The 23,749-nt window shown below is 62.9% G+C and carries 19 protein-coding genes; 6 read left to right on the top strand and 13 right to left on the bottom strand.

What is annotated here, in order from left to right:
• Window positions 1-24: 24 nt before the first annotated feature.
• From oxlT (AC24YW_RS04710) to AC24YW_RS04685, 6 genes are all read right to left on the bottom strand, one after another.
• On the bottom strand, window positions 25-1,341 hold the full coding sequence (oxlT, locus tag AC24YW_RS04710; RefSeq protein WP_487481611.1) for an oxalate/formate MFS antiporter: 1,317 nt from the start codon (window positions 1,339-1,341) through the stop codon (window positions 25-27).
• A 238-nt stretch (window positions 1,342-1,579) separates the two neighbouring features.
• Window positions 1,580-2,872, bottom strand: coding sequence for an oxalate/formate MFS antiporter (gene oxlT, locus AC24YW_RS04705; protein WP_487481610.1), 1,293 nt, complete (start codon window positions 2,870-2,872; stop codon window positions 1,580-1,582).
• A 410-nt stretch (window positions 2,873-3,282) separates the two neighbouring features.
• Window positions 3,283-4,782 carry a tripartite tricarboxylate transporter permease gene (locus AC24YW_RS04700; RefSeq protein WP_487481609.1) on the bottom strand — a complete coding sequence of 500 codons (1,500 nt, stop codon included), beginning with the start codon at window positions 4,780-4,782 and terminating at the stop codon, window positions 3,283-3,285.
• Window positions 4,783-4,824: 42 nt separating this feature from the next.
• Window positions 4,825-5,322, bottom strand: a complete 498-nt coding sequence (locus tag AC24YW_RS04695; RefSeq protein ID WP_487481608.1) for a tripartite tricarboxylate transporter TctB family protein — start codon at window positions 5,320-5,322, stop codon at window positions 4,825-4,827.
• An 84-nt stretch (window positions 5,323-5,406) separates the two neighbouring features.
• Window positions 5,407-6,411, bottom strand: a complete 1,005-nt coding sequence (locus AC24YW_RS04690) for a Bug family tripartite tricarboxylate transporter substrate binding protein (RefSeq protein WP_487481607.1) — start codon at window positions 6,409-6,411, stop codon at window positions 5,407-5,409.
• A 461-nt stretch (window positions 6,412-6,872) separates the two neighbouring features.
• The gene (locus AC24YW_RS04685) at window positions 6,873-7,010 is read right to left on the bottom strand and encodes a hypothetical protein (protein ID WP_487481606.1); all 138 of its coding nucleotides are present in this window, start codon (window positions 7,008-7,010) and stop codon (window positions 6,873-6,875) included.
• Between the two features lie 325 nt (window positions 7,011-7,335).
• On the opposite strand from AC24YW_RS04685, the gene AC24YW_RS04680 reads away from it, so the two are divergent.
• Entirely contained in the window at window positions 7,336-8,658 is a 1,323-nt protein-coding gene (locus AC24YW_RS04680) for an Hsp70 family protein (protein WP_487481605.1), read from the top strand.
• A gap of 221 nt (window positions 8,659-8,879) precedes the next feature.
• On the opposite strand, the gene AC24YW_RS04675 is transcribed toward AC24YW_RS04680, so the two are convergent.
• On the bottom strand, window positions 8,880-9,323 hold the full coding sequence (locus AC24YW_RS04675) for an SRPBCC family protein (protein WP_487481604.1): 444 nt from the start codon (window positions 9,321-9,323) through the stop codon (window positions 8,880-8,882).
• A 497-nt stretch (window positions 9,324-9,820) separates the two neighbouring features.
• Here AC24YW_RS04675 and AC24YW_RS04670 point away from each other — a divergent pair, with 497 nt between their 5' ends.
• Window positions 9,821-10,066 carry a hypothetical protein gene (locus AC24YW_RS04670; RefSeq protein WP_487481603.1) on the top strand — a complete coding sequence of 82 codons (246 nt, stop codon included), beginning with the start codon at window positions 9,821-9,823 and terminating at the stop codon, window positions 10,064-10,066.
• A gap of 109 nt (window positions 10,067-10,175) precedes the next feature.
• Here the strand turns inward: AC24YW_RS04670 and AC24YW_RS04665 are convergent, their stop codons facing one another.
• Both AC24YW_RS04665 and AC24YW_RS04660 read right to left on the bottom strand, forming a co-directional pair.
• The gene (locus AC24YW_RS04665; RefSeq protein ID WP_487481602.1) at window positions 10,176-10,862 is read right to left on the bottom strand and encodes a hypothetical protein; all 687 of its coding nucleotides are present in this window, start codon (window positions 10,860-10,862) and stop codon (window positions 10,176-10,178) included.
• A gap of 205 nt (window positions 10,863-11,067) precedes the next feature.
• Window positions 11,068-12,105 carry an AraC family transcriptional regulator gene (locus AC24YW_RS04660; RefSeq protein WP_487481601.1) on the bottom strand — a complete coding sequence of 346 codons (1,038 nt, stop codon included), beginning with the start codon at window positions 12,103-12,105 and terminating at the stop codon, window positions 11,068-11,070.
• Window positions 12,106-12,442: 337 nt separating this feature from the next.
• Here AC24YW_RS04660 and AC24YW_RS04655 point away from each other — a divergent pair, with 337 nt between their 5' ends.
• From AC24YW_RS04655 to AC24YW_RS04640, 4 genes are all read left to right on the top strand, one after another.
• Window positions 12,443-15,745, top strand: a complete 3,303-nt coding sequence (locus AC24YW_RS04655) for an outer membrane protein (protein WP_487481600.1) — start codon at window positions 12,443-12,445, stop codon at window positions 15,743-15,745.
• Between the two features lie 17 nt (window positions 15,746-15,762).
• The gene (locus tag AC24YW_RS04650; RefSeq protein ID WP_487481599.1) at window positions 15,763-16,485 is read left to right on the top strand and encodes a GrlR family regulatory protein; all 723 of its coding nucleotides are present in this window, start codon (window positions 15,763-15,765) and stop codon (window positions 16,483-16,485) included.
• Between the two features lie 790 nt (window positions 16,486-17,275).
• A complete protein-coding gene (locus tag AC24YW_RS04645; RefSeq protein WP_487481598.1) occupies window positions 17,276-18,247 on the top strand; it encodes an alpha/beta hydrolase family protein in 972 nt (323 codons plus the stop codon).
• A gap of 157 nt (window positions 18,248-18,404) precedes the next feature.
• Window positions 18,405-18,659: a hypothetical protein gene (locus tag AC24YW_RS04640; RefSeq protein ID WP_487481597.1), complete on the top strand. Its 255-nt coding sequence runs from the start codon at window positions 18,405-18,407 to the stop codon at window positions 18,657-18,659.
• A gap of 197 nt (window positions 18,660-18,856) precedes the next feature.
• Here AC24YW_RS04640 and AC24YW_RS04635 read toward each other — a convergent pair whose 3' ends face one another.
• The 4 genes from AC24YW_RS04635 to AC24YW_RS04620 form a co-directional block, all read right to left on the bottom strand.
• Window positions 18,857-19,171 carry a barstar family protein gene (locus tag AC24YW_RS04635; protein ID WP_487481596.1) on the bottom strand — a complete coding sequence of 105 codons (315 nt, stop codon included), beginning with the start codon at window positions 19,169-19,171 and terminating at the stop codon, window positions 18,857-18,859.
• Between the two features lie 460 nt (window positions 19,172-19,631).
• Window positions 19,632-20,909, bottom strand: coding sequence for a formyl-CoA transferase (frc, locus tag AC24YW_RS04630; RefSeq protein ID WP_487481595.1), 1,278 nt, complete (start codon window positions 20,907-20,909; stop codon window positions 19,632-19,634).
• Window positions 20,910-20,972: 63 nt separating this feature from the next.
• Window positions 20,973-22,706: an oxalyl-CoA decarboxylase gene (oxc, locus tag AC24YW_RS04625; protein WP_487481594.1), complete on the bottom strand. Its 1,734-nt coding sequence runs from the start codon at window positions 22,704-22,706 to the stop codon at window positions 20,973-20,975.
• A 62-nt stretch (window positions 22,707-22,768) separates the two neighbouring features.
• Entirely contained in the window at window positions 22,769-23,464 is a 696-nt protein-coding gene (locus tag AC24YW_RS04620; RefSeq protein WP_157282741.1) for a GntR family transcriptional regulator, read from the bottom strand.
• Window positions 23,465-23,749 lie beyond the last annotated feature (285 nt).

Genomic DNA, 23,749 nt, shown 5'->3' with positions numbered 1-23,749 from the left:
CGCAAGCCGGCAAGGTGCGGCGCCTTATGCCGTCTCGGCAGTTCCGCTTGCGGTCTCCGTGCGCTCGGCTTCCTGGCCGAGGATGAAGGCGCGGCGCAGCGGCTTGATCACGAGCAGCGCCATCAGCGCCGCCGTGGCGTTCAGCGCCACCGCCACCACGAACACGGCCTTCCAGCCATAGGCGGTCGAGATCACGCTCGCGAGCGGGACGAGCAGGGAGGCCGTGCCCTTCGCGGTGTAGAGCATGCCGTTGTTGGTGGTTGCGAACTTCGCACCGAAGGTGTCGCCGCAGGTCGCGGGGAATAGCGAATAGATCTCGCCGAACACGCCGAAATAGACCGCGGTGGCCAGCACGAAGACGACAGGCACCTGGCCATAGGCCGAGAGCGTCAGCAGCATCAAGGCCGCGGTGCCGAAGGCGATGAACATGGTGGGCTCGCGGCCGATCGTGTCGGAGACCCAGCCGAAGAAGGGACGCCCGAATCCGTCGAGGATGCGGTCGAGCGAGATCGCGAAGGTCAGCGCCGCCATCTGAAAGCCGGCGAGCGTCACCGGCGTGTCGGCAATCCCGAAGTCGTGCGCGATCGGGGCGATCTGCGCCGCAGTCATCAGGCCGCCTGAAGCGACCATGACGAAGACGAGATACATCGCCCAGAAAACAGGGCTGCGCAGCACTTGCGGCGGAGTGAAATCGATCCTGGTCTGCGGCAGGTTGAGCTGCTTCTTCTTGGGCGGAATGGAGAGGCGCGGCGGCTGGATGAAGAAGGCGAGCACGAACACGACGAGGCCCTGGCCGATGCCGAAGGTGAGGAAGGCGTGCTGATAGCCGCTCGAGGCGATCATGCTCGCGATCGGCACGATGGTGATCGCGGCACCCGCGCCGAAGCCGGCGGCGGTCGCACCCGCCGCGAGGCCGCGGCGGTCGGGAAACCATTTCAGTGCGTTGCCGACGCAGGTCCCGTACACGGCGCCCGCTCCCATGCCGCCGACGATCGCCGCGGCATAAAGCAGCGTGAGGCTATCGGCGGAGGCGTTGAGGATCCAGGACAGCGCGATCATCACGCCGCCGAACATGATGACGAGGCGCGGGCCGTATTTGTCGACGAACCAGGCCTCGACCGGCACCAGCCAGGTCTCGGTGACGACGAAGACGGTGAAGGCGAGCTGGATTGCGGCGCGTCCCCAGTGGTGGGCGGCATCGATCGGATCGACGAACAGCGTCCAGCCATATTGCAGATTGGCGATCATCGCCATGCAGACGATGCCCATTCCGAGCTGGAGCCAGCGGAAGCCGGTGCGAAGCGGCGCAGCGGTCACGGCGCCGTCCGTGCTGGAAATCATCGAGAACCTCCCAACGCGCCTGATTGTCTGTGACACAGGATCGCAAGATGACCTGATGTCGCTAGTATTGTGGCTTATCGTCGCAGAGGGAAATTGGTATACGAAATTCCAGATTGCAAGCCCTAACTTATCACGCCTTGGTGGGTCGGCCGGGCGTCCCGGCGAGGCGATGCGGCGATCGCCAAAGAAAACGCCCGGCCGTGAGGCCGGGCGTCGTGCTTGTTGAACTGTCCGCCGGTCAGATCGTCGACTTCGCGACCACGACCTTGCGCCAGGGCTTGAGCACCGCGATCGCCAGCACCGAAGCCAGGATGTTGGCGCCGGCCGCGATGATGAACACGGCGTCCCAGGTGCCCGACGATTGCTGCATGTAGTTGGCGATCGGCACCAGCAGCGCAGCGGTGCCCTTCGCGGTGTAGAGCAGGCCGGCATTGGTGGTCGCGAACTTGGCGCCGAACGTGTCGGTGCAAGTCGAGGGGAACAGCGAGTAGATCTCACCCCAGGCGAAGAACACGAAGCCCGAGAGCAGCACGAACCAGACCGGATCGTGGCCCCAGAGGTAGAGCATCCAGATGCCGAACCCTTCCATGCCGAAGGCGATGAACATCGTGTTCTCGCGGCCGATCATGTCGGAGATCCAGCCGAAGAACGGACGCGTCAGGCCGTTGAGCACGCGGTCGATCGTGGCCGCGAAGGTCACCGCCGTCATCGTCACCGCCATCAGCGTCACCGGCACGCTATCGACCTTCCAGTCGACCGCGATCGGCTTCAGGTTCGCGGTGACCATCAGTCCACCCGCGCCGACGATCACGAACATGAAGTACATCAGCCAGAAGATCGGCTGGCGCAGCACTTCGGTCGGCTGATAGTTGCGCCGGGTCTGGATGATATTGGCATTCGCCACCACGTTCGGCACCTGGCCTGCCTTCGGCGCCAGCAGGAAGAAGGCGAGGATGCAGATGATAATGCCTTGGCCGAGGCCGAAATAGAGGAAGGTGGTCTGGAATCCGCTGTCCTTGATCATGGCCTGGATCGGCGCGACGGTCAGCGCGGAGCCTGCGCCGAAGCCGGCTGCCGTGATGCCGGCCGCCAGACCGCGCTTGTCCGGAAACCATTTCAGCGCGTTGCCGACGCAGGTGCCGTAGACGCCGCCGGCGCCGATGCCTGCGATGATCATGCCGAGATAATAGCCGTTCAGCGAGGTCGCCTGCGCGTTGATGGCCCAGCCGATGGCGCAAAGCACGCCGCCGACCAGCACCACAATGCGCGGGCCGTATTTGTCGACGAACCATCCTTCGACCGGCACCAGCCAGGTCTCGAACAACACGAAGAGCGTGAAGGCCCATTGGATCGAGGCGCGATCCCAGCCGAATGTCTTCTGGATGTCGGGGACGAAGAACGTCCAGCCATATTGGTAGTTGGCGATCATCACCATCGCCGCCACGCCGATCGCCAATTGCGCCCAGCGATAGGCATCGCTTACACGCGCGGCACTCGGGGCCGCTGCTGCCGACTGCACCATGTCCGTCATCAAAAACCCTCCCGAACGCGCCCATCATTGTTATGCATGCGCTGGCGCGCACTCTGGTATGCAATATGCCAAGATTCAAGCGAGGACGGGAGGGTGCGGCGAAATAGCGCAGGCTTGTGCACATGCGCCATAGCCCCGGGATTGTAAAGCCCGAATTGTTGCCAGGGTCGCCGCCGGCTCGGGCTTTACCTATGTAAGATATTGATTTTACGATGTTTATATTGTCTCGGCGTGTAGCCGAGAACTCTGCTGGCAGTTGCGCTCTCGGAGGTTTTTCTGCCTGCGCGCTGCTCACGGGGCGAGGGCGCGCGGGGCGTCTACCGACGCGCCACTCCTGGAATTCTATATTCCAGAAGTCAGTCCTGCGGCAATTTGGCGTCCGCACCGATGCGGATTGCGCAGATCCTGCCTCACGCCATCGACGTGCGCAGCCGGCTGTAACCTTCCTGGATCGCGGACCAGAACAGGGCGACCAGGCCGAGCGCCATGATTGTGCTGACGAGGCCGTTGGAGAAGAACACCCCGAGCGAGCCTTGCGAGCCCAGCAGCGATTGTCGGAAGGCTTCCTCGGCCTTGTCGCCGAGCACGATGGCGAGCACCAGCGGCGCGAGCGGGTAATTGCACTTCTTCAGGAGATAGCCGAGCACCCCGAACACCAGCATCAGCATCACGTCGAAGGTGCTGTTGTGCACCGAATAGGCGCCGATCGCGCAGAGCACCAGGATCAGCGGGGCGATGATGCCGAACGGCACGCGCAGGATCGCGGCGAAGATCGGCACGCAGGTGAGCACGACGATGAGGCCGGCGAGATTGCCGAGATACATCGAGGCGATGAGGCCCCAGACGAATTCCTTCTGCTCGACGAACAGCATCGGCCCGGGCTGCAGGCCCCAGATCAGCAATCCGCCGAGCAGCACGGCGGCGGTCGGCGAGCCCGGCACGCCGAGCGACAGCATCGGCAGCAGCGCTGAGGTGCCGGCGGCATGGGCGGCCGTCTCCGGCGCGATCACGCCCTCGATCTCGCCCTTGCCGAAATTGTTGCCGCGTCGCGCCAGGCGTTTGGCGATGCCGTAGCTCATGAAGGAGGCGGGCGTTGCGCCGGCCGGCGTGACGCCCATCCAGCAGCCGATCAGGCAGGACCGCAGCGAGGTCATCCAATAGGCGGGCAGCTCGCGCCAGGTCTGGAGCACGACACGAAGGTTGATGCTGGCATTGCCGCCGCGGAAGGCAAGCCCTTCCTCCATGGTCAGCAGAATCTCGCCGATGCCGAACAGGCCGATCACGGCAATCAGGAAGTCGAATCCGTTGAGCAGTTCCGTGACGCCGAAGGTCAGCCGCAATTGCCCGGTGATCGAGTCCAGTCCGACGGCCGCGAGCGCAAAGCCTATCATCATCGCTGCGATGGTCTTGAACGGCGGCTCCTTGCTGAGGCCCACGAAGGAGCAGAAGGCGAGGAAATACACCGCGAATTTTTCCGCCGGCCCAAATCGCAGCGCAAAGCCGGCGACCAGCGGCGCGACCAGCGTGATCATGACGACGGCAAACAGCGCGCCGACGAAGGAGGAGGTGAAGGCGGCGGTCAGGGCTTCGCCGGGCTTGCCCTGCTGCGCCATCGGATAACCGTCGAAGGTGGTCGCCACCGACCATGGCTCGCCGGGGATGTTGAACAGGATCGAGGTGATGGCGCCGCCGAACAATGCGCCCCAATAGATGCAGGACAGCATGATGATCGCCGACGTCGGCGGCATGCTGAAGGTCAACGGAAGCAGGATCGCGACGCCGTTGGCGCCGCCGAGCCCCGGCAGCACGCCGATGATGACCCCGAGCACGATGCCGATCACCATCAGCATGATGTTGTAGGGCTGCAGGGCGACCGCGAAGCCGTGAAACAGATTGGCCAACTCTTCCATGTCAAAACGTCCTGCAGCAGCAATTGAATGAATGCATGGGTCTCAAAGGCCGAGCCATTCCTCGAGCGGCCCCTTGGGCAGCGGGACCAGGAACCAGCGCTCGAAAACCAGATAGGTCACGAGCGGCATGCCGACCGCCACCGCGGCGACGGTCAGCCAGCGATAGCCGCCGAGCCAGCGCATGAACCAGGCGATGAACACCATCGAGGCGACGTAAAGGCCGATAAACGGCATCGAGCCGACATAGATCGCGGTCGGCACCACGACGCTCATGACCTGGCGCAGCTGCCCCCATTCTGCGAATAGCCGGCCATCGTCGTCACGCTGCGCATGCCAGAGATTGAGGGCGCTCGCACCGACGATTGCCGCGCCGACGTAAAAGGGAAAGAAGCCGGCGCGCGGCCCCTCTGCGCCCCAGTTGATGCCGGCCTTCAGGCTGCCGAAGATCACGATGAGGCCGAACACGCCGATCAGCAGCGCCATGCCGATTTCCAGCGTCTTGTGCGCCGGGCCTGCGTCGGATCTGGATCGTTCAGTCATGAGGCCTCCAGGCGGAAATGCAGTCTTTCGCAGTCGCTGCCGGCCGGGGACGCGCAGCATCCCCGACTCTCATCGATGTCAGGCTCAATTCGATGCGAGAAAGCCGGCTTCCTTCATCAGGTCTTGGTGGCGCTTCTCCTCCGCCTCGATCCATTTGGCGTAATCAGCGCCCGTCAGGAAGGTCGTGTTGAAGGCGCCGCTCTTCATGAAGTCCTGCCATTCCGGCGTGGCGCGCACCTTCTTGAACAGCTCGACGTAATACTCGACCTGGTCCTTCGTGGCCTTGGGCGACATGAAGATGCCGCGCAGCATGAGATATTCCATCGCCAGGCCCTGCGACTTGCAGGTCGGAATATCCTTCCAGGCCTTGCCGTCGGCGATCGGCTCGTCATAGGCCATCGGCTGGGCGTCGAACACGCAGAGCGGACGGAGCTTGCCGCCGCGCCATTGCGCGACCGCCTCGATCGGATTGTTCACCGTTGAATCGACGTGATTTCCGACCAGCTGCACGGCGACTTCGCCGCCGCCCTTGTAGGGGATGTAGGTGAACTTGGCGTCGATCGCCTTCTCGATCCCGACCGTGATGATCTGGTCTTCCTGCTTGGACCCGGTGCCGCCCATCTTGAATGAGCCGCTTGGCGCCTTTTTCGCGGCCTCGATGTAGTCCTTGACGGAGCCGTACGGCTTCTCGGTATTGACCCAGAGCACGAACTCGTCGAGCGCCAGCATGGCGACCGGAGTCAGATCCTTCCAGTTGAACGGGATGCCCGTCGCCAGGGGGGTCGTGAACAGGTTCGACAGCGTGATGATGATCTTGTGCGGATTGTTCGCCGACGTCTTCACATCGAGGAAGCCTTCACCGCCCGCGCCGCCGGCCTTGTTGATGACGACCAGCGGTTGCTTCATCAGATTGTGCTTGGTGACGATGCCCTGGATGGTGCGGGCCATCTGGTCGGCGCCGCCGCCGGTGCCCGCGGGCACGATGAACTCGACCGGACGGACCGGCTCCCAGGCGGCTCGGCTTGCAGTGCTGCTCGCGCACGACATCACCATTGCCGCCAAGGCGACATTCAGAACGAATGGCTTCATCTTGTTTCACTCCCTGTCGAACCCTCAACGCAGCCGATCTTTGTCGGCTTGCGTCAGCCCATCTCGATTCAGATGCCTGGTGTCGCCCTTGTGGCCGATTCTTCCATGGCAGTCCCGGTGGAAACTTATGAGCAGGGACAACGCGCGGCATCCGCTCCTTTCGGCTAAGCCTTGGCCAAGGTTGCTGCAAATGTGCCCCTCGGCTGCTCCCGCCGCGCTACGTCCTCCCCGGCCTTATATCTCTGATTGTTTCAAACGGTCTTTCTGGTCGAATGGTATGCTAGATGCCAGAGGGCAACAATCGGATCGGCGCGCCCAGGGGTGGACGAATCGTCGCAGCTGTGATGGCGCGCGAGGCGCGCCATCAAATGAAAACGGCCCCGACATGCGGGGCCATTTGATCAAAAATTGGGGGTCTTAGGGTCTGCGATCCAGCCCTGCGCGGTGGGCGCCAGCCTTTCTTACAGCCCGAAACGGGGCAGGTCGCCGTTGCGAAGCGAAATCTGGGCGCTCGCCATCAACAGGCGGTCGATCGCGGCCACCAGACGGGCGAGCAGGGAACTGGAGGGCGCGAGGGCGACGGAAGCGGTCTTGGACATCGGTCTTTCCTTTCTTGCCGGGGCTGGGAGTCGCCGTCCGGTCTTCGAAACTCAATTTATGTATACCAGATGCCAAAAAGCCATGAGTTTGTTTGCATAGCAGCATGGAAGCCTTCGCATCGCAGCATAATACCGGGTTAACGGAGCCGTCTCGGCCCTAATTGCCGGTACTGTGAACAGGACCGGAAGCTATTTGTGGCGACGGGTAGATCGCCTACCCAGATGTTGACGTTTCGACCGCACTGCAGCAACGGGCCCTTGGCAGGCCCACGCAAAGCGGCTAGTGGTCCGCCCCCCTTCATCCAATCAACCGTCAGAGTGGTTCATGTCGAGCGCCTCGCCCGCCGTCTCGATCGGCATCGATTTTGGCACCAGCAACACGGTCGTCGCGCTGGCGGCGGACGACCGCCGGGTCGAGGCCATTCGCTTCGACCATGGCGGGCAACGCCACAGCGTCTACGTGTCGGCCCTGTGCTTCTGGGAGGACCGGCCGGGCGCCGGTGCCCAGGCCGAGGGCGGGCCATGGGCGATCGAGCAGTTCCTCGAAGGACGCCACGTCTACCGCTTCCTGCAATCCTTCAAGACCTTCGCCGCGAGCTCGAGCTTCAACACCACGCAAGTGTTCCGGCAGCGCTACAAGTTCGAGGACATCCTGGCGGCGTTCCTGCGCACGCTGGCGCGCCACGGCGGGGGCAAGTTCGGCTTCGACGCCGCGAACATCACGGTCGGCCGGCCGGTGCGCTTTGCCGGCGGCAATCCCGACGAGGCGCTGGCGATGCAGCGCTACCGCGCCGCGTTCGAGCGCCTGGGCGCCGGCCACGCGCGCTATGTCTACGAGCCCGTGGGCGCGGCATTCTCGTTCGCCCGCAGGCTGGAGCGCGATGCCACCGTGCTGGTCGCCGATTTCGGCGGCGGCACCAGCGACTTTTCCGTGATGCGTTTCTCGCGTGCGGGCGGCGTCCTTCGCGCCGAGCCGCTCGGCCACGCCGGTATTGGCGTCGCCGGCGACACCTTCGATTATCGCATCGTCGACCACATCGTCTCGCCCAGGCTCGGCAAGGGCTCCAGCTTCCGCTCGTTCGACAAGGTGCTGCCGGTCCCCAGCGGCCATTACACCAACCTGGCGCGCTGGCACCAGCTCGCGATGATGAAGAGCAACGGCGATCTGCGCGAGCTCCGCGAGCTCCAGCGCACCGCGCTGAAGCCGGAGCTGCTGGAGGATTTCATCACCATCGTCGATCTCGACCTCGGCTTTGCGCTGTACCGCGCGGTGTCCGACGCCAAGGTCGCGCTCTCGGCGCAGGACGAGGTGGACTTCCGCTTCAACGGCGGCGGCGTCGACATCGGCGCAACCGTCACGCGCAAGAAATTCGAATCCTGGATCGCCGACGACATCGCCCGGTTAGGGGCCACCGTCGACAAGGTGCTGGCCGAGGCACGTATCGCCTCGCGCGAGGTGGAGAAGGTGTTTCTGACCGGCGGCACCTCGTTCGTGCCTGCGGTCCGGAAATTGTTCGCCGACCGCTTCGGCAACGAGCGGCTGATGTCCGGCGAACAGTTCGAGTCGATCGCCTATGGACTGGCGCTGATCGGGCACAGTCCGGATCCCGACCGCTGGACGGCAGGCGGGCTTGCAAAGGGCGTGTAACGGCTCGATGCGAGTCGTTTGCGCGGGTGTCTCCCAATGACGAGGTGAATAGGTCTGCGTGCATCGATCGAACACCGTAGCTTGGGCAAAGGCGCGCTCTTCGCGCGCCGTGCCCACCATCTTTGCGAGGTTGAGAGACCGTTGGTGGGCACGCTTCCGCCTTCGCTCTTCGAGCTACGGCGGACAAGTCGCTTTGTCCGCCTACGATGCTGATGCGGTCGCTACTGGTTGATCTCCGGCTCGACGAGCTTCGCCAGATTGCGCAGTGATTCCTGCCAGCCGAGATAGCACGCCTCCGGCGGAATGACGTCGGGGATACCGGCCTGCGTGATGTCGATCTCGGTGCCAACCGAGACCTTCTTCAGCACCACGGTCACCTCGATCAGGCCGGGCAGATTGGGGTCGTCGAACCTGTCGGTGTAGCGGAGACGTTCGCCCGGCACGAGCTCGAGATATTCGCCGCCGAACGAATGGCTGTTGCCCGTCGTGAAATTCCGGAACGACATCTTGAACGTGCCGCCGACCTTGGGCTCGAAATGATGCACCGTGCAAGTAAAGCCGTTCGGCGGAAGCCATTTCGCCATCGCATCGGCTTCCAGGAAGGCGCGATAGACCTTCTCCGGGCTGGTGGCGAGAACGCGGTGCAGGCGGACAGTGCTGGGCATGGTTGTTATCCTCATTGTTGATGGGCCCGAGCTGGCCTCTATGGCCCATTCATGTCACGAGGACGACGGGCAAGCCGCCAATCCGACATGCGTATTGCAGATTATTTGTCGCAGGGGCGGGCCGACGTCGCGAGCCCGCCCGCCAGTCGGGCCTGATGCACGTCCCGTCTGCGCAGAGGAGGGCAATCGCATATGGAAGTGACCTCACCTGTGGCCATCCTTCGAGACGCCCGCTTTGGGCGGGCTCCTCGGGATGAGGGGAGTGCGCGGCAGCAGTTTCAACGCGCTCTGACGCTGATGAGCCTCATCCTGAGGAGGCGCGTCAGCGCCGTCTCGAAGGACGAGGCGTGCACGCAGGCCGCCGCGACAAGCCATATGCGAGAGCCCTGCCTGCGCAGGACGCGGAGCGCGGAAGTTCTGTTCAGGTTTAACCGCGGCACGTGAGGAACACAGAGCGCGGTGGCTTGTTGTTCGCGATCAGAACAGGAGACGGTCAGATGATCAAGAAGCTCATGCTGGGCGCAGTGATCGCCGCGATGATGGGATCCACCGCAATGGCGCAACCCAGTCAGCAGCAGGGAGGCGCACAAGCCGGGGTGGGCGGAACCAGCGACAGCACGAAGAACAATGACAAAACCAAAGGCGGGATGACGACCGGCACGTCCTCCGCCGGCACCACGGACGGCTCAGGCAGCAGCGCCCCAGGTGGACAATCCTCCAAGAAGAGCTCGACGCCCAAATGAGTTCAGGAGGCGCTCATTGTTCGGTCTGTGACCAAACGATGGGCGCCAACTTCAAGCCGCGGCGGAGAAGCTCTTCGCGAAGCAGCGGCGCGCTCTTGATCGGCTGGGCCTATGTTGCAACGTCATTCGGTGTCATCGTGAACGCTAACCTGTAGCGGCCGAGCGTCGGACCATCCTGCGCGCCCGCGCTTTGAAGCGATGGCGGCGAGAGCTGTCCGGCGATGACGGCGTCAACCGCATCGATGTCGTAACCCGACACCAGAATGATCCAGTCGGCGGCACCGTCATTGCCGCGGATCTGCTGTTCAGTGGTGGGCGAACTCGTCCTGGGCGTATCGGTCAGCAGGAGGTGGGCGCCGGTCAGCCCCGGCTTCGAGGCGAGAGCGCCAAGCGTATCGCGAAGGTGGGCCTGTAACTCGGCGGTACGCCCCGAGAGCGGCGACAGCCTGATGGTGGCGAGCGCGCCTGCGATGCCGCCGCCAAAGCTCGCGGCGATCCGGCACTGGCTGCGCACCATGCCGAGATGATGCGGCATCATCTTCGTCGACCACCGCGTTGGCGCGTTGAGTCGGTCGAGATATCCCTTGGACGTGAGAACCTCGTATCGCTCCAGCTCGTAGAGTACGAAGAAGCCCTCGGCATCCGTCGTGCTGCTCCAGCGCGATCCGCGCCGAAAGCCGGGAATGCTCATCCGCTCCGGAAAGTGCTCGTGCGAATGCCAGTCGCCGAACTCGCTGCGCTGCTCGGGACGAACGCTCCACCACATCGCGACGGCGGCCTCGCCGAGCAGTGACATGCTGACCTCCCTGTTTGCCGTCACTTTGCCCCAACGCCGACGGCGGCGGCAAGGGTTGCGCGCTGGCCAACCGAAGCCACAATTCGGCTAGCGTTCTTCATTCAACTCCCCCCGGGAAACCTTCCGTTGCGCAGCAGGCTCTGGGCTTTCAGTGATATGGTGCGCGGTGGATGCCAGCCAGCGGACCGCTGGACTGCGCGTCCGATCACCTCGACTCGCCGACATCGCGGCGATAATGCCTCGGCGAAGTTCCGAAGCGGCGGCGGAAACAGCGGTTGAAGTAGGAGACCTCGTTGAATCCGCAGGCATAGGCGATATCGCTGATCTTCGATCGGTCGTAGCGCGAGTCGAGGAGCATGCTTCGGGCCTTCTGCAGCCGCAGCTCGGTGACACGTTCGGTAAAGCTCGATCCGGTCTCCTGGAGCAGTTCCTGGACGTAACGCGGCGAAAGCCCTAAATTGCGTGCAAGTTCGCCTGGCGAAAACGACGCATCGGCGAAACGCGCCCTGAGATTCGCAATCACGTCCTGCAGCCGCGCGGCACGCAAGCCGCGGCGAGTTGCAAGTTCGGCTGAATCGCCGCGGGCGCCGAGGACCAGCGCGACCAGATCGATGAGATGCGTACTGATGTTCTCCTTCAGCACGAGGTCGGCATCGATATCGGAGTCGATGACGATGGCGAGATAGCGCTCCAGGTGACGCAAGGCCGGCGATGCAGCCAACGGCTTCACGGCAAGGTCCTCGAAATTCGGCAGCCGCTCGGCCAGCAGCGCGCGGGGCACCGTGACGCAGCGAATAGCGACCGGCCCATCGTGCTGCGCCGCGATCGGCGCTGCGTTGGTGTAGAGCATCGCCTGCCCGACGCCGCGAATGGCTTCGCGGCCCTCCTGCTGGATCAGCGTACTCGTACCGTTGAGCATGGTACCGATGATGTAGTCGCCGCGGGTATCGGCTTCGACGTGGCGATGGGTACGCACTGCCGTCTGAATATTGGCGTCAAGCTGGCTGACCGCGATATCGCCGAACTTCAGGAATTCGGACCGCGAATAAAACGGCGCATTAGGAAAGAACGAAATGTCTGCCGCGCACAAATGATCGGTGAACAGGTCGAGCCACAGCCGCTGGCGCGCACCTTCATCAAGATGCGCGGGAAGCTGATCCGAAGCGAATACGACCTTGGACATCGTTGCACGGCAAAGCTGTGGACGTAACCAGATACCGCCGCAGAGTTGATCGCAGCGCAAGCGCTACATGTGCGGTAAAGGGCCGCACGCTCTGCGGGAGCTGAGTGGCTGTTCGCCCCAGTCCTAGTCAGGTGCGCCGTTGTCCAACTTCGTCATGCGCTAAGCCCCGCAAATGTATCCGCCGAGCAACATGGGCGTCCGAAAAGACGAGACGATGCGGGATCGTCCAACTCGGGTGCAGGCCAGGACAAGAAGGCTATGCTATTTCGTGTCAGTAACTTAGCCGTGAAACGAAGGCGGCAAAGGCGTGGTGCACTACGCCTTGCGACGGGAGCCGCTCCTGTAGTTTGGAGCAGCTTCCTTGGAATTGGAATTGGAATTGGAATTGGGGGTTGGGGTGAAAAAGCTGACACTGACGGGCGCTTCATTGGCTGGCGCCTCGATCATGGTTTCTGCTGGAGCTCTGGCCGCCGACCTGCCGATCAAGGGGCCGCCCCGACCGGCTTGGATCGATAGCTGGGCCGGGCCCTATATCGGCGCTTACTTCGGCGCGGGTGCCGGACGTGTGACGGAATCCTCGACGGGCAGTTTCGGCAACAGCTCCGTCTCGACCAACGCCGGCGTGGTGACGTCGAGCTCGACCTTGGTCGGAACGACTGCGAGCAATCTTTCGGGCGACGTGACCGGTTCGATGGTCGACCTGTTCGCGGGGTACAATTGGCAGGCCGGGAATATCGTGGCGGGCGGCCAGGTCGAAGGCACGGTCTTTTCCGATGTCGCGATGAAGCCGTTCGGCAACCAGACGCTCAACAGCGTCAGCACCAACGTGCTGCTCGGGGCGGTGACCTCGACGACTGCCGGCACGGCAATCGTGCAGAGCAACCAGCAGCTGCGCTCGCGGGTCGGGCTGATCGGCCGGCTCGGTTTTCTCGCGCGTCCCGACCTGCTGCTCTATGGACTCGGTGGCCTCGAGCTCGGTCACTTTACCTTTGCCGATGGCGCCGATCCGTTCGGTGGCGATAACGGCAAATGGGTGGCCGGCTACACGGTCGGCGCCGGCGGCGAGTTGAAGCTGACCGGCAATTGGTCGCTGCGCGGCGAGTATCGGTATCTGAACTTTGGCTTCAACCGGAGTGCAGCCAGCAGCGCAACATCCAGCTCGGCGACAGGCGCAACCACTTTCGTGTCGACCAACAGCGAATCCTCCTCGTCACGGACGAATGCCGATTTCCACCTGGCCAAGATCGGTCTGGTCTACCAATTCGGTGATCCCGGACCGCTGTCCGCAATGGCGGCGATACCGCCGGCAGCACGCGGGTCTTCATTCGCAAGCGCCTGGGGTGACAGCTGGGCCGGCCCCTATATCGGTGCCTACATCGGCGCCGGCGCCGGGCGCGCAAGGCAGACCTCCACGAGAATCGACGACGAAGGCAGTGTCAGCACTCTCGGGGGGACGTCTGCGTTCACGCAATCAGGATTCGGCAATCTCGCCGGCGACATGACCGGTTCGATGGTCGATCTGTTCGCGGGCTACAATTGGCGAACCGGCAATGTCGTGGTCGGCGGGCAGATCGAAGGCACCCTGTTCAGCGACGTCACCACGAGGACGGTCGGTAACGAGTCATACAGCTCGGTTTCGAGCGACAACGGCGTCGTCACCTCGACAAGATCGGGGACGAACAGCATCGAGGACCGGCAGCAATTGCGCTCGAACGTCGGCGTGATCGGCCGGGCCGGTTATCTGGTGACACCGAATGTGCTGCTGTATGGCCTCGGCGGCCTGGCGTTGGGGCACCTGACCTATCCCGACAGTTTTCCCGATTCGGAAGCGCAGGTCGGCGGCAAGAACGGCAAATGGGTGGCCGGTTATGTCGCGGGCGCCGGCGGCGAGGTCAAGCTGACGGACAGCTGGTCGCTGCGCGGCGAATACCGCTACATGCATTTCGGATATGACCGCAACGAACCGTGGGGCAACTCGCAGACGTCCGTATCGGGTGGCGGCACCACCACGTCCACCAACAGCACTGTCAACCGGCGGCATATCGATGCCGATTTCCACGTCGGCAAGGTCGGTCTGGTTTATCAATTCGGCGCGTCAGCTCCGCGGTCGGCGATGGCGGCACTGCCAGGCGCGGCCTGGAACGACGGCTGGGCGGGGCCTTATATCGGCGCCTATTTCGGTGCCGGCGCCGGACGTGCCGCGGAAAGCATCGCGGGCAACAGCAGCAGCACGAGCACTTTCACCTTCGTCGGGACAACGACGTCCACCAGTACCCAATCGACGGCCGGCCGTCCCGTCGGCGACGTGACCGGCTCGATGGTCGATCTTTTCGCCGGCTACAATTGGCGCGCAGGCAATGTCGTGGCCGGCGGCCAGATTGAGGGCTCGGTCTTCTCCGACGTTTCGTTCAAGACCATCGGCCCTCAGACATTCTCCTCCGTTGATACCTCGAATGGAGTTGTCACCACGACGACTTCAGGTTCGCAAACCGCCGCCAACCAAACCCAGCAGCAGCTGCGTTCGAACGTCGGCCTGATCGGCCGTGCCGGTTATTTGGTGACGCCGGACGTGCTGCTCTACGGCCTCGGTGGCTTGGCGCTTGGACATTTCACCTACGCCGATGGGGACTTCAGCCGCGGCGACGCCAACGGCAAGTGGGTTGCCGGCTATACCTTAGGCGCCGGCGGTGAGGTGAAGCTCGCAGGCAACTGGTCGCTGCGCGGCGAATATCGTTATACGCATTACGGCTTCAGCCGTAACGAAACCAGCAGCTTCTCATCGAGCTCGCAATCGACGGGATCCTCCAGCTCCTCTTCATCCATCGACAGCACCCACCGTCAGATCAATGCCGACTTCCATACCGGAAGGATCGGTATGGTCTACCGGTTCGGTGAAGGAGGAGGACCCCGCTCGGCGATGGCGGCGCTGCCCGGCGCCCCCAGCGACCACTGGGCAGGCCCTTATCTCGGCGCCTATTTCGGCGCCGGCGCTGGCCGCGCGCGGCAAATCCTCGCCTCGACTGCTGACTCTGCCCAGCAGAATTTCAACGGCGCGGTGCTGACGACGAATTTCGTCGGCAACACGACGAACCGTGGCAGTGCCGCCGGCGACACGACGGGCTCGATGGTCGATCTGTTCGCAGGCTACAATTGGCGGGCCGGCAATATCGTGGCCGGCGGTCAGATCGAAGGCACGCTATTCTCGGATGTTGCTTTCAAGATGACCGGCGAGCAAACGAGCAACACCCGTCAAGTTCTCAACGGTGTCGTGTCCACAAGTGTCAATCCGAGGACGATGCAAGCCAGCGAGCAACTGCGTTCGAACGTCGGCGTGATCGGCCGGGCCGGCTATCTCGTGACCCCGAAGCTGATGCTCTACGGTCTCGGCGGCCTGGCGCTGGGTCATTTCACCTTTCCCGACCCCGGCGACGTCAACGGGCCCAACGGCAAGTGGGTGGCCGGCTATACGGCTGGCGCGGGCGGCGAGTTCAAGCTGACTCAACGTTGGTCGCTGCGCGGCGAGTATCGCTACATGCATTTCGACATCGACCGCAACGAGACACGGACCAGCTCGAGCACGCAGATCCAGGGCGCTACGACCATTCTCAGGTCGAACGCGGACACCACGTCGCGAAAGACCAGCGCTGATATTCACATTGCGAAGATTGGCGCCGTCTATGGCTTCTGCTATTGCGACTAGGAGCATGGCGGTGCCGGATGAACGAGTTATCACGCGCTTTCGACGGCCTCTTCAAAAGCGAATTTTCGATCAATCAAGCGGTCGGACGGAGCGTGACCTACGTCCGCTGGGGCAAGTTGCTGGGCGGTAATTCAGGGTTTGCTCATATCGGGAGTTACCATGTCGACGGGGACTCGATCCGCGTCGATGTGACCAGCCGACGACACAATTTCGGCGCCGATCATCAGTCTCTACTCGGTTCCGACGTCTCGTCAATTTCCGTCGTTGGAAGGGCGGTTGGAAAGGCGTTCCACTTCGAGGGCAGTTCCCCGCAGGTGCCCGGTGCCGTTTTTCGATCCGTCATGACCCCGCTGGATGAAAGCGACTTTCCGGCGTCCGGAATGATTGGTGAAGGTGGCATTTCCAACGGATTGTACTCCATCCATCTGAAAATCCTGGACGGCGTGCCCGGCGGCCTGACTGGAGTCATGCTATTGAACAACGGCCGCATCTTGGGCGGCGATGCATTCTTCTACTATCTGGGGTCATATTCCTCCTCCAACGGCCGATGGAGAGGGCAGATGGTCAATCAAGAGCATACGCCAGCGCGAGGGCAAGACCCGGTATTTGGCGGACACGAGATCGGAATTGGTTTCTCGGGCACGTGCGATGCGAAGGGCGGCCTCCTCGAGGGCACGGCGCTTGCGGGTAAGCGCAGCATCAGGTTCGAAGCGGATCTGGAATTGATCTGCGCTGCTTAGGGGGCGCGAAAGCTGGGAGGCGCATACCGGGCGAAGCTGGAAGATCGTTTCGCTCGGAGTTGGTCCCTCGGCGTCAATATGCTTGGCACTGAGCGCTGCAAGGGAGGCGAGAAGTGCTCTCAAAGCTAAAAGTGACCACTGATACTCTATCGACCCTGATCTTAATGCTCGTCTCAATCTGGGTGTTCGACCGGATTGAGGAGAAGCTGTTCGGCCACACAACCGGCCTAGGCATCTTTGTCGGGTGGATCGTCGGACTGATGATCTCTTATGGCATAAGTCACTTCCGAAATTCGAAACGGGACGCCACCGAGGGGGAGCGCCGCGGAGCCGGAGAGCAGTGAACGTCAGCCTGAAGGGAATGCATCAGCTCCCTGAGAGGAGTGAAGGCGAGTGAAAGTCGCCTATTGGTCGCCGCTGACGTCCTTGCGCCTCGCGCGCCTGCGATACCGCCGCCAAAGCTCGCGGCGATCCGGCACTGGTTGCGCACCATGCCGAGATGATGCGGCATCATCTTCGTCGACCACGGTGTCGGCGCATTGAGCCGGTCGAGATAGCCAACGAGCACTGACGCCGATGAGCCTCATCCTGAGGAGGCGCGTGAGCGCCGTCTCGAAGGACGAGGCGCGCGCGCAGGCCGGCACCCGTCATTGCGAGAGCTCGGGCTTCTTGCGGACACTTTGCTTCAACGCCGACAGCGGCGGCAAGGTGTCCCTGCTCGACAAGCCGAAGCCACAATTCCGCTATCGTTTCCTCGTTCAACTCCTGCGGGAAATCCGGGGAGCTTCCGTTGCGCTGCACGCTTTGGGCTTTTGCCATCACGCTCTGCTGTTTTGGTTCGCCGGCCGCGGCTGCGGGCATTCAGTTGCTCGATGCCGATCCAGCGCTGTCAGGTGCGATCTGGTATCCATGCGCGGCGGAGCCCACGCATGTGGCGCTGGGCCTTTTATCGGTCGGCGCCGATTTCGACCTGAAAGGCGTGAAGGATTGTCCCGTCACGGGCGCAAAGCTGCCGCTCGTCATCTACTCGCACGGACGGGGTGGATTTTTCGGCCAGCAGCACGACACGGCGGAGGCGCTGGCCGATGCCGGCTTCATCGTCGCCGCCATCAATCATCCCGGCGATACGGTCAGCGACTCCTCGAGGCGCGATACGCTGTCGATCTGGGGATCGCGCCCGGCGGACATCGTGCGCCTGCTCGATTTTCTGTTGAACGACTGGAAGGACCGGGCGGCGATCGATCCCGCCGGGGTCGGCTTCGTCGGCTTCTCGCTCGGAGGAGCGACCGGCCTCGTGCTGATGGGGACCAGGCCGGATTTCGCCAGGTTCGCCAGCCTCTGCAAGGAAACGACCGGCACGTGCGCACAGCTTCACAACGGCGAGACGCCGCCCCGGCCGATCCACGATGCGCGCATTCGCGCTGCCGTCATCGTTGATCCCGCACCGGCGACCCTGACGCGGGAGAATCTCGCTCTCGTCAAAGTGCCTTTCCAGTTCTGGCGCTCGCAGTTCGGCGGACCCGGCGTTGGCGACGGCTCGGGCAACGCGCGCGTCGCGGAAGGTTTGTCGGGCAAGCCTGACATCCACGACGTGCCGGCCGGCCATTATGCGTTCTTGGCACCGTGCTCGCCGGAACTGGCGGCGGCCGTCCCGCGCATCTGCACCGATGTGCCGGCGGGATTCGACCGGGTAGGATTTCATCGCGAGTTCAACGCGGCGGTGGTGAAGTATTTTCGCGAGCAATTGGCGGGAGATCACTGAGGCTCGAATTACGGTGACAGTGCAGCACTGTCACCGTAATCGGATCGGTTGCGCTAGTCCCGGGGCGGAGATCAAAAACTGCGCTATCGTTCCATGCTTCGATCTGATGTGGTCCCGACATGAACACAATCGAACTCGATGTCGCAATGGTGCCTTGATGACAACCCTGCCGCCAGCGGTCACACCCAACCGCCGATGGACGAAAATAGCTTTCGCAATTTACGCGGCGGGCTTTTTTGTTTGCGAATTGCTCCTGCTGTGGGGCGCTTACATGGGCGGAGGATTTGACCGTTCTCACACCGTAGCCGGGCTAGCCATCACCGGCATCCTCTACATGGCGGTAGGGCTGTTGTGGCCAGTAGCCGCCATCGTCGTGATCTTGTATCTCCCCGGCATACGAGATCTTTGGTAAAGCCGCTTCAGTTGGCGGCCCCTTTCATATCAAGCCAAGCCTGCGATGTCGCCTGTGGCCCTTCGGCGACCTTGCGCCGCGACGGTCCGAAGTCCGCTCGTTGACCCAGAGCGGGCCAGATTTACTCGATCTGAGTTCTTCGCGTTTTGACTCGAAGCAGACGTACCGTGATCGCCGCTGACGACTTGCATGCTCACTCAATTTGCAATTTCAAGACTGGCAGCAACGTTCTCGCCTGTTCGGCTGAGTCGACGCATTCGTGTTCTTTCCATCGCTGAGGAAAGGTCGTGGATCATATCCTTAAGTTCTGGCGCAAGCCGTGCAGCGTTTACAACTCTAATGATGAATGGGGGCTTGAGGGCGTTCATTCCTCCCCCGAAGATTGAGTCCAGGAATGCGCCCGCCATGTCGCCATGCCATTCCGGAGCCGCTATTGTAGTCTTAAAGGCCGATTGAAAATCGGAGGCTGTTTTCCAACTGCTAGCATCGAGTTCTATAATGGTTGTCGTCATTGCGATGCGTTCCCCATCGACTAAGTGGCAACAAAGGCTCGTCACGCCGGGAGCGATAATCCGATCTTGCCACTTTTCGGAGCTTTGGGTGAACTTCCGCTTGCGGCCCATAGCTGACGTCCTTGCGCCTCGCGCTGACGTCCGATAATCGCCCTTGGACTCCAGATCTCTGCAACCCCTTCCGCGAACGCGTGTGGTCGGGGATCCATTCAGAGCCGGCAACAGCTGGCGCCCCGATGTGCGCTCCCGGCATGACATCCACGATGGCATAATACCCCTGTTTTGCCCGACGGGTCAGAATTTTTTCGTCGAATCAGAAATATCGTTTTGGGCCAATGGGATGGCTACTGTGCATGGGGTTGTTTTTCCACTTTTCGTTTGAGACCTGCGACCGCGCCTGCCCAAGCAAAAGGGCCGCCCCTCCGGGCGGCCCTGTCGTCTCGCTCAATGCTGGCCCGGCTTACTCGGCCGCCTGCTTCTGCGGCGGGTCGAGCGCGCCGGACTTGTGGATCTCGGCGACCTGGTGATCGCTGAATCCGAGCACCGAGCGCAGGATCTCGTCGGTGTGCTCGCCGAGCAGCGGGGAGCGCTGCACGTCGCTCGGTGAGTCCGACAGCTTGATCGGGTTGCCGACCGAGACGTATTTGCCGCGCGTGGGGTGGTCGACCTCGACCACGGTGCCGGTCGCGCGCAGCGACTGGTCTTCGGCGATCTCCTTCATCGACAGGATGGGTCCGCAGGGAATGTCGTCCTTGTTGAGGATCTCCATGGCCTCGAACTTGGTCTTGGTCATCGTCCATTGTTCGATGCGGGCGAAGATCTCGTTGAGGCGCGGCAGGCGGGCGGCCGGCTTGGCGTAGTTCGGATCGGTCTTCCAGGTGGGCTCGCCGATCACGTCGCAGATCTTCTCCCAGACCGGAGCCTGGGTGATGAAGTAGATGTAGGCGTTGGGGTCGGTCTCCCAGCCCTTGCACTTCAGGATGCGGCCGGGCTGGCCGCCGCCGGAATCGTTGCCGGCGCGCGGCACGGCGTCGCCGAACGGCACGCCTTCGCCGAACTGGCTGTATTCCTTGAGCGGGCCGTGGGCGAGGCGCTGCTGGTCGCGCAGCTTGACGCGGCAGAGGTTGAGCACGCCGTCCTGCATCGCGGCGGTGACGCGCTGGCCCTTGCCGCTGTGGGTGCGCTGATAGAGCGCGGTGACGATGCCGAGCGCGAGGTGCAGGCCGGTGCCGCTGTCGCCGATCTGCGCGCCGGTGACGAGCGGAACGCCGTCGCGGAAGCCGGTGGTGGAGGCGGCGCCGCCGGTGCACTGCGCGACGTTCTCATAGACCTTGCAGTCTTCGTAAGGCCCCGGGCCGAATCCCTTGATCGAGGCGACGATCATCTTCGGGTTGATCTGTTGGATCTTCTCCCAGGGAAAGCCCATGCGGTCGAGCACGCCGGGGCCGAAATTCTCCACCAGCACGTCGCACTTCTTGATCAGCTCGGTCAGGACTTCCTTGCCCTTGGGGTTCTTGGTGTCGAGCGTGATCGAGCGCTTGTTGTGGTTGAGCATGGTGAAATACAGGCTGTCCACGTTCGGGATGTCCTGCAGCTGGCCGCGGGTGATGTCACCCACGCCCGGGCGTTCCACCTTGATCACGTCGGCGCCGAACCAGGCCAAGAGCTGCGTGCAGGTCGGTCCTGACTGGACGTGAGTGAAGTCGAGAATGCGAACGCCCTCGAGCGCTTTGGTCATCATATTGCTCCGTACTCTGTCTGCCCCTGCACCCGGCAGGGAGTATGGGTTTAAGGGGTGGACTTACTTCTTCTTCTGCAGAACGCTCTGCGGATTGAGGTTGCCGATGCGGCCGCTCTCCGAGCCCGCGGCCGGATCGATCACCGCGTTGATGAGCGTCGGCTTGCCGGACTTCATGGCGTCGTTGACGGCGCGCTTGAGCTCGTCGGGCGAGGTCGCATTGACGCCGACGCCGCCGAACGCTTCCATCATCTTGTCGTAGCGCGCGCCTTTGACGAACACGGTCGTCGCCGGATCGGCGTTGGCGCCGTTGACGTCGGTGCCGCGATAGATGCCGTCATTGTTGAAGATGACGACGCAGATCGGCAAATTGTAGCGGCAGATGGTCTCGACCTCCATGCCGGAGAAGCCGAACGCGGAGTCGCCTTCAACAGCGAGCACGGGATGACCGGTCTCGAGCGCAGCCGCGATCGCCTGGCCCATGCCGATGCCCATCACGCCCCAGGTGCCGACGTCGAGACGCTTGCGGGGCTTGTACATGTCGATGACGCCGCGGGCGAGGTCGAGCGTGTTGGCGCCTTCGTTGACGAGAATCGCCTCGGGATACTCCTTGATGACGTTCTTCAAGACGCCGAGCGCGCCGTGATAATCCATCGGCGATTTGTTGTTCATGAGCTTCGGCGCCATCTTGGCGACGTTCTCTTCGCGCTTGGTCGAAACGGCCTTGGTCCATTCGGCGGGCGGCGCGGTCCAGCCCGACGCAAGCGCCTGGTTGAAGGCGGAGACCACCGAGCCGATGTCGCCGACGACGGGCGCAACGATCTCGACGTTGGAATCCATCTCCTTCGGCTCGATGTCGACCTGGATGAACTTCTTCGGCGCCTCGCCCCAGCTCTTGCCCTTGCCGTGCGACAGCAGCCAGTTCAGCCGCGCGCCGATCAGCATGACGACGTCGGACTCCTTCAGCACGGTCGAGCGGGCGGCGCCGGCGCATTGCGGATGGGTGTCGGGCAGCAGGCCCTTGGCCATGCTCATGGGCAGGAACGGAACGCCGCTCTTCTCGACGAAGCTCTTGATCTCCTCGTCGGCCTGCGCGTAGGCCGCGCCCTTGCCGAGGATGATGAGGGGGCGCTTGGCACTCTTGAGCACGTCGAGCGCGCGCTTCACGGATGCAGGCGAGGGGATCTGCGCGGGCGCCGCGTCGATCACCTTGACCAGCGACTTCTGGCCGGCCTCGGCGTTCATCACCTGGCCGAACAGCTTGGCCGGCAGGTCGAGATAAACGCCGCCCGGACGGCCCGAGACCGCGGCGCGGATGGCGCGGGCGAAACCGATGCCGATGTCCTGGGCGTGCAGCACGCGATAGGCCGCCTTGCACAGCGGCTTGGCGATCGCGAGCTGGTCCATCTCCTCGTAGTCGCCCTGCTGGAGGTCGACGATCTCGCGCTCGGACGAGCCCGAGACCAGGATCATCGGATAACAATTGGTGGTGGCGTGGGCGAGGGCGGTGAGACCGTTGAGGAAGCCGGGCGCCGACACCGTGAGGCAGACGCCGGGCTTCTTGGTGAGATAACCGGCGATGCCGGCGGCGTAGCCGGCGTTCTGCTCGTGGCGGAAGGAGATCACGCGGATGCCCGCGGCCTGCGCCATGCGGCCCAAATCCGTGATCGGGATGCCCGGCACATTATAGATGGTGTTGATGCCGTTCAGCTTGAGCGCGTCGATGACGAGATGGAAGCCATCCGTCAGTTCCTGCTCGGTGCCCGGTGCTTCGGACTTGGTCGCGGTATTCAGCATGGGCCTTGTCTCCCTGGTCTCAAGGTCGTTGGGGCGAATTGTTCGCCCTTCTGGTGAATGGTCTAAGTGAAAAGTTCCTGGCCGTGCGCTTCGACGTAAGCGGCAAGGCCGAGGGTGTGATCGCGGGCGCGCTTCTCGGCAAGCTCGGTGTCGCGCGCTTCCAGTGCTTCGATGATGCCGAGATGCTCGGGCAGTGACGTCGCGGTGCGGTCCTTGCGTCCGATGGTCAGCTGGCGATAGCCGCGCACGTGCAAGAGCAGGTCGTTGGTGAGATCGACCAGCACCGGCGATTCCGACAGCGAGATCAGCGCCTGGTGGAAGGCGATGTTGGCTCTTGAATATTCCTCGACGTGATCCTCGGGCAGGCGGTCCTTGCCGAAATCCTTGAAATAGTCGCGCAGCGCCGTGATGTCCTTCTTGCGCGCGGTGGTGGTGATGAGGCGGGCGGCCATGCTCTCCAGCGCCGCCCAGGCGCGGATCATGTCGACGATCTCGCTCTTGGTCCTGCGCACCACCATGATGCCGCGGCGGGGAACGGTCTTCACGAAACCGTCCTGCTCCAGCATCGCGATGGCCTCGCGGATCGGGGTGCGGCTGACGCCGAGCCGTTCGGACAACGCGCGCTCGTCGAGCATCACCGGCTCGGGCGTCGAGTAGATGTCCATCTTGAGGATGGCTTCCTTCAAGGCGTCATACGCCTTGTTCTTGAAGCTGCTCTCCGGGGCAATACGAACGATTGCGATGTCTGCCTCGGCCATGTTCGGCAACGCCTTGGTTGGTTTCCGTAGTGACACGACGAATCTCCTCCAGTGGGGAGTCGTCTTTTACAGGAATATTAACGGGAAAGTTTTTGGCATACCACATGCCAGAATGTCAAGCTGCCTATCTTTTGCAGCGTTCTCCGGTAAGCGCCAGCTTGACAAGTTGGCTTCTGGCATACCAAATGCCATCGCCAGCCATTTTCGATCCAAGGCGGCGGAGTAGTCTGGCGCTCATGCCGCTCCGGTCCGCGACATGGAACAGAGCGCGGCGAATGGCAAGCA

The organism is Bradyrhizobium sp. USDA3516, assembly GCF_057651995.1.
Note: the sequence above shows the minus strand (reverse complement) of the source record. Positions and strands in the feature narration are given on the sequence as shown.

Bases quoted from the DNA above. Each gene is read 5' to 3' on its own strand.
- oxlT (WP_487481611.1), bottom strand. From the start codon at position 1,341: ATGATTTCCAGCACGGACGGCGCCGTGACCGCTGCGCCGCTTCGCACC.
- oxlT (WP_487481610.1), bottom strand. From the start codon at position 2,872: ATGACGGACATGGTGCAGTCGGCAGCAGCGGCCCCGAGTGCCGCGCGT.
- AC24YW_RS04700 (WP_487481609.1), bottom strand. From the start codon at position 4,782: ATGGAAGAGTTGGCCAATCTGTTTCACGGCTTCGCGGTCGCCCTGCAG.
- AC24YW_RS04695 (WP_487481608.1), bottom strand. From the start codon at position 5,322: ATGACTGAACGATCCAGATCCGACGCAGGCCCGGCGCACAAGACGCTG.
- AC24YW_RS04690 (WP_487481607.1), bottom strand. From the start codon at position 6,411: ATGAAGCCATTCGTTCTGAATGTCGCCTTGGCGGCAATGGTGATGTCG.
- AC24YW_RS04685 (WP_487481606.1), bottom strand. From the start codon at position 7,010: ATGTCCAAGACCGCTTCCGTCGCCCTCGCGCCCTCCAGTTCCCTGCTC.
- AC24YW_RS04680 (WP_487481605.1), top strand. From the start codon at position 7,336: ATGTCGAGCGCCTCGCCCGCCGTCTCGATCGGCATCGATTTTGGCACC.
- AC24YW_RS04675 (WP_487481604.1), bottom strand. From the start codon at position 9,323: ATGCCCAGCACTGTCCGCCTGCACCGCGTTCTCGCCACCAGCCCGGAG.
- AC24YW_RS04670 (WP_487481603.1), top strand. From the start codon at position 9,821: ATGATCAAGAAGCTCATGCTGGGCGCAGTGATCGCCGCGATGATGGGA.
- AC24YW_RS04665 (WP_487481602.1), bottom strand. From the start codon at position 10,862: ATGTCACTGCTCGGCGAGGCCGCCGTCGCGATGTGGTGGAGCGTTCGT.
- AC24YW_RS04650 (WP_487481599.1), top strand. From the start codon at position 15,763: ATGAACGAGTTATCACGCGCTTTCGACGGCCTCTTCAAAAGCGAATTT.
- AC24YW_RS04640 (WP_487481597.1), top strand. From the start codon at position 18,405: ATGACAACCCTGCCGCCAGCGGTCACACCCAACCGCCGATGGACGAAA.
- AC24YW_RS04635 (WP_487481596.1), bottom strand. From the start codon at position 19,171: ATGACGACAACCATTATAGAACTCGATGCTAGCAGTTGGAAAACAGCC.
- frc (WP_487481595.1), bottom strand. From the start codon at position 20,909: ATGACCAAAGCGCTCGAGGGCGTTCGCATTCTCGACTTCACTCACGTC.
- oxc (WP_487481594.1), bottom strand. From the start codon at position 22,706: ATGCTGAATACCGCGACCAAGTCCGAAGCACCGGGCACCGAGCAGGAA.
- AC24YW_RS04620 (WP_157282741.1), bottom strand. From the start codon at position 23,464: ATGGCCGAGGCAGACATCGCAATCGTTCGTATTGCCCCGGAGAGCAGC.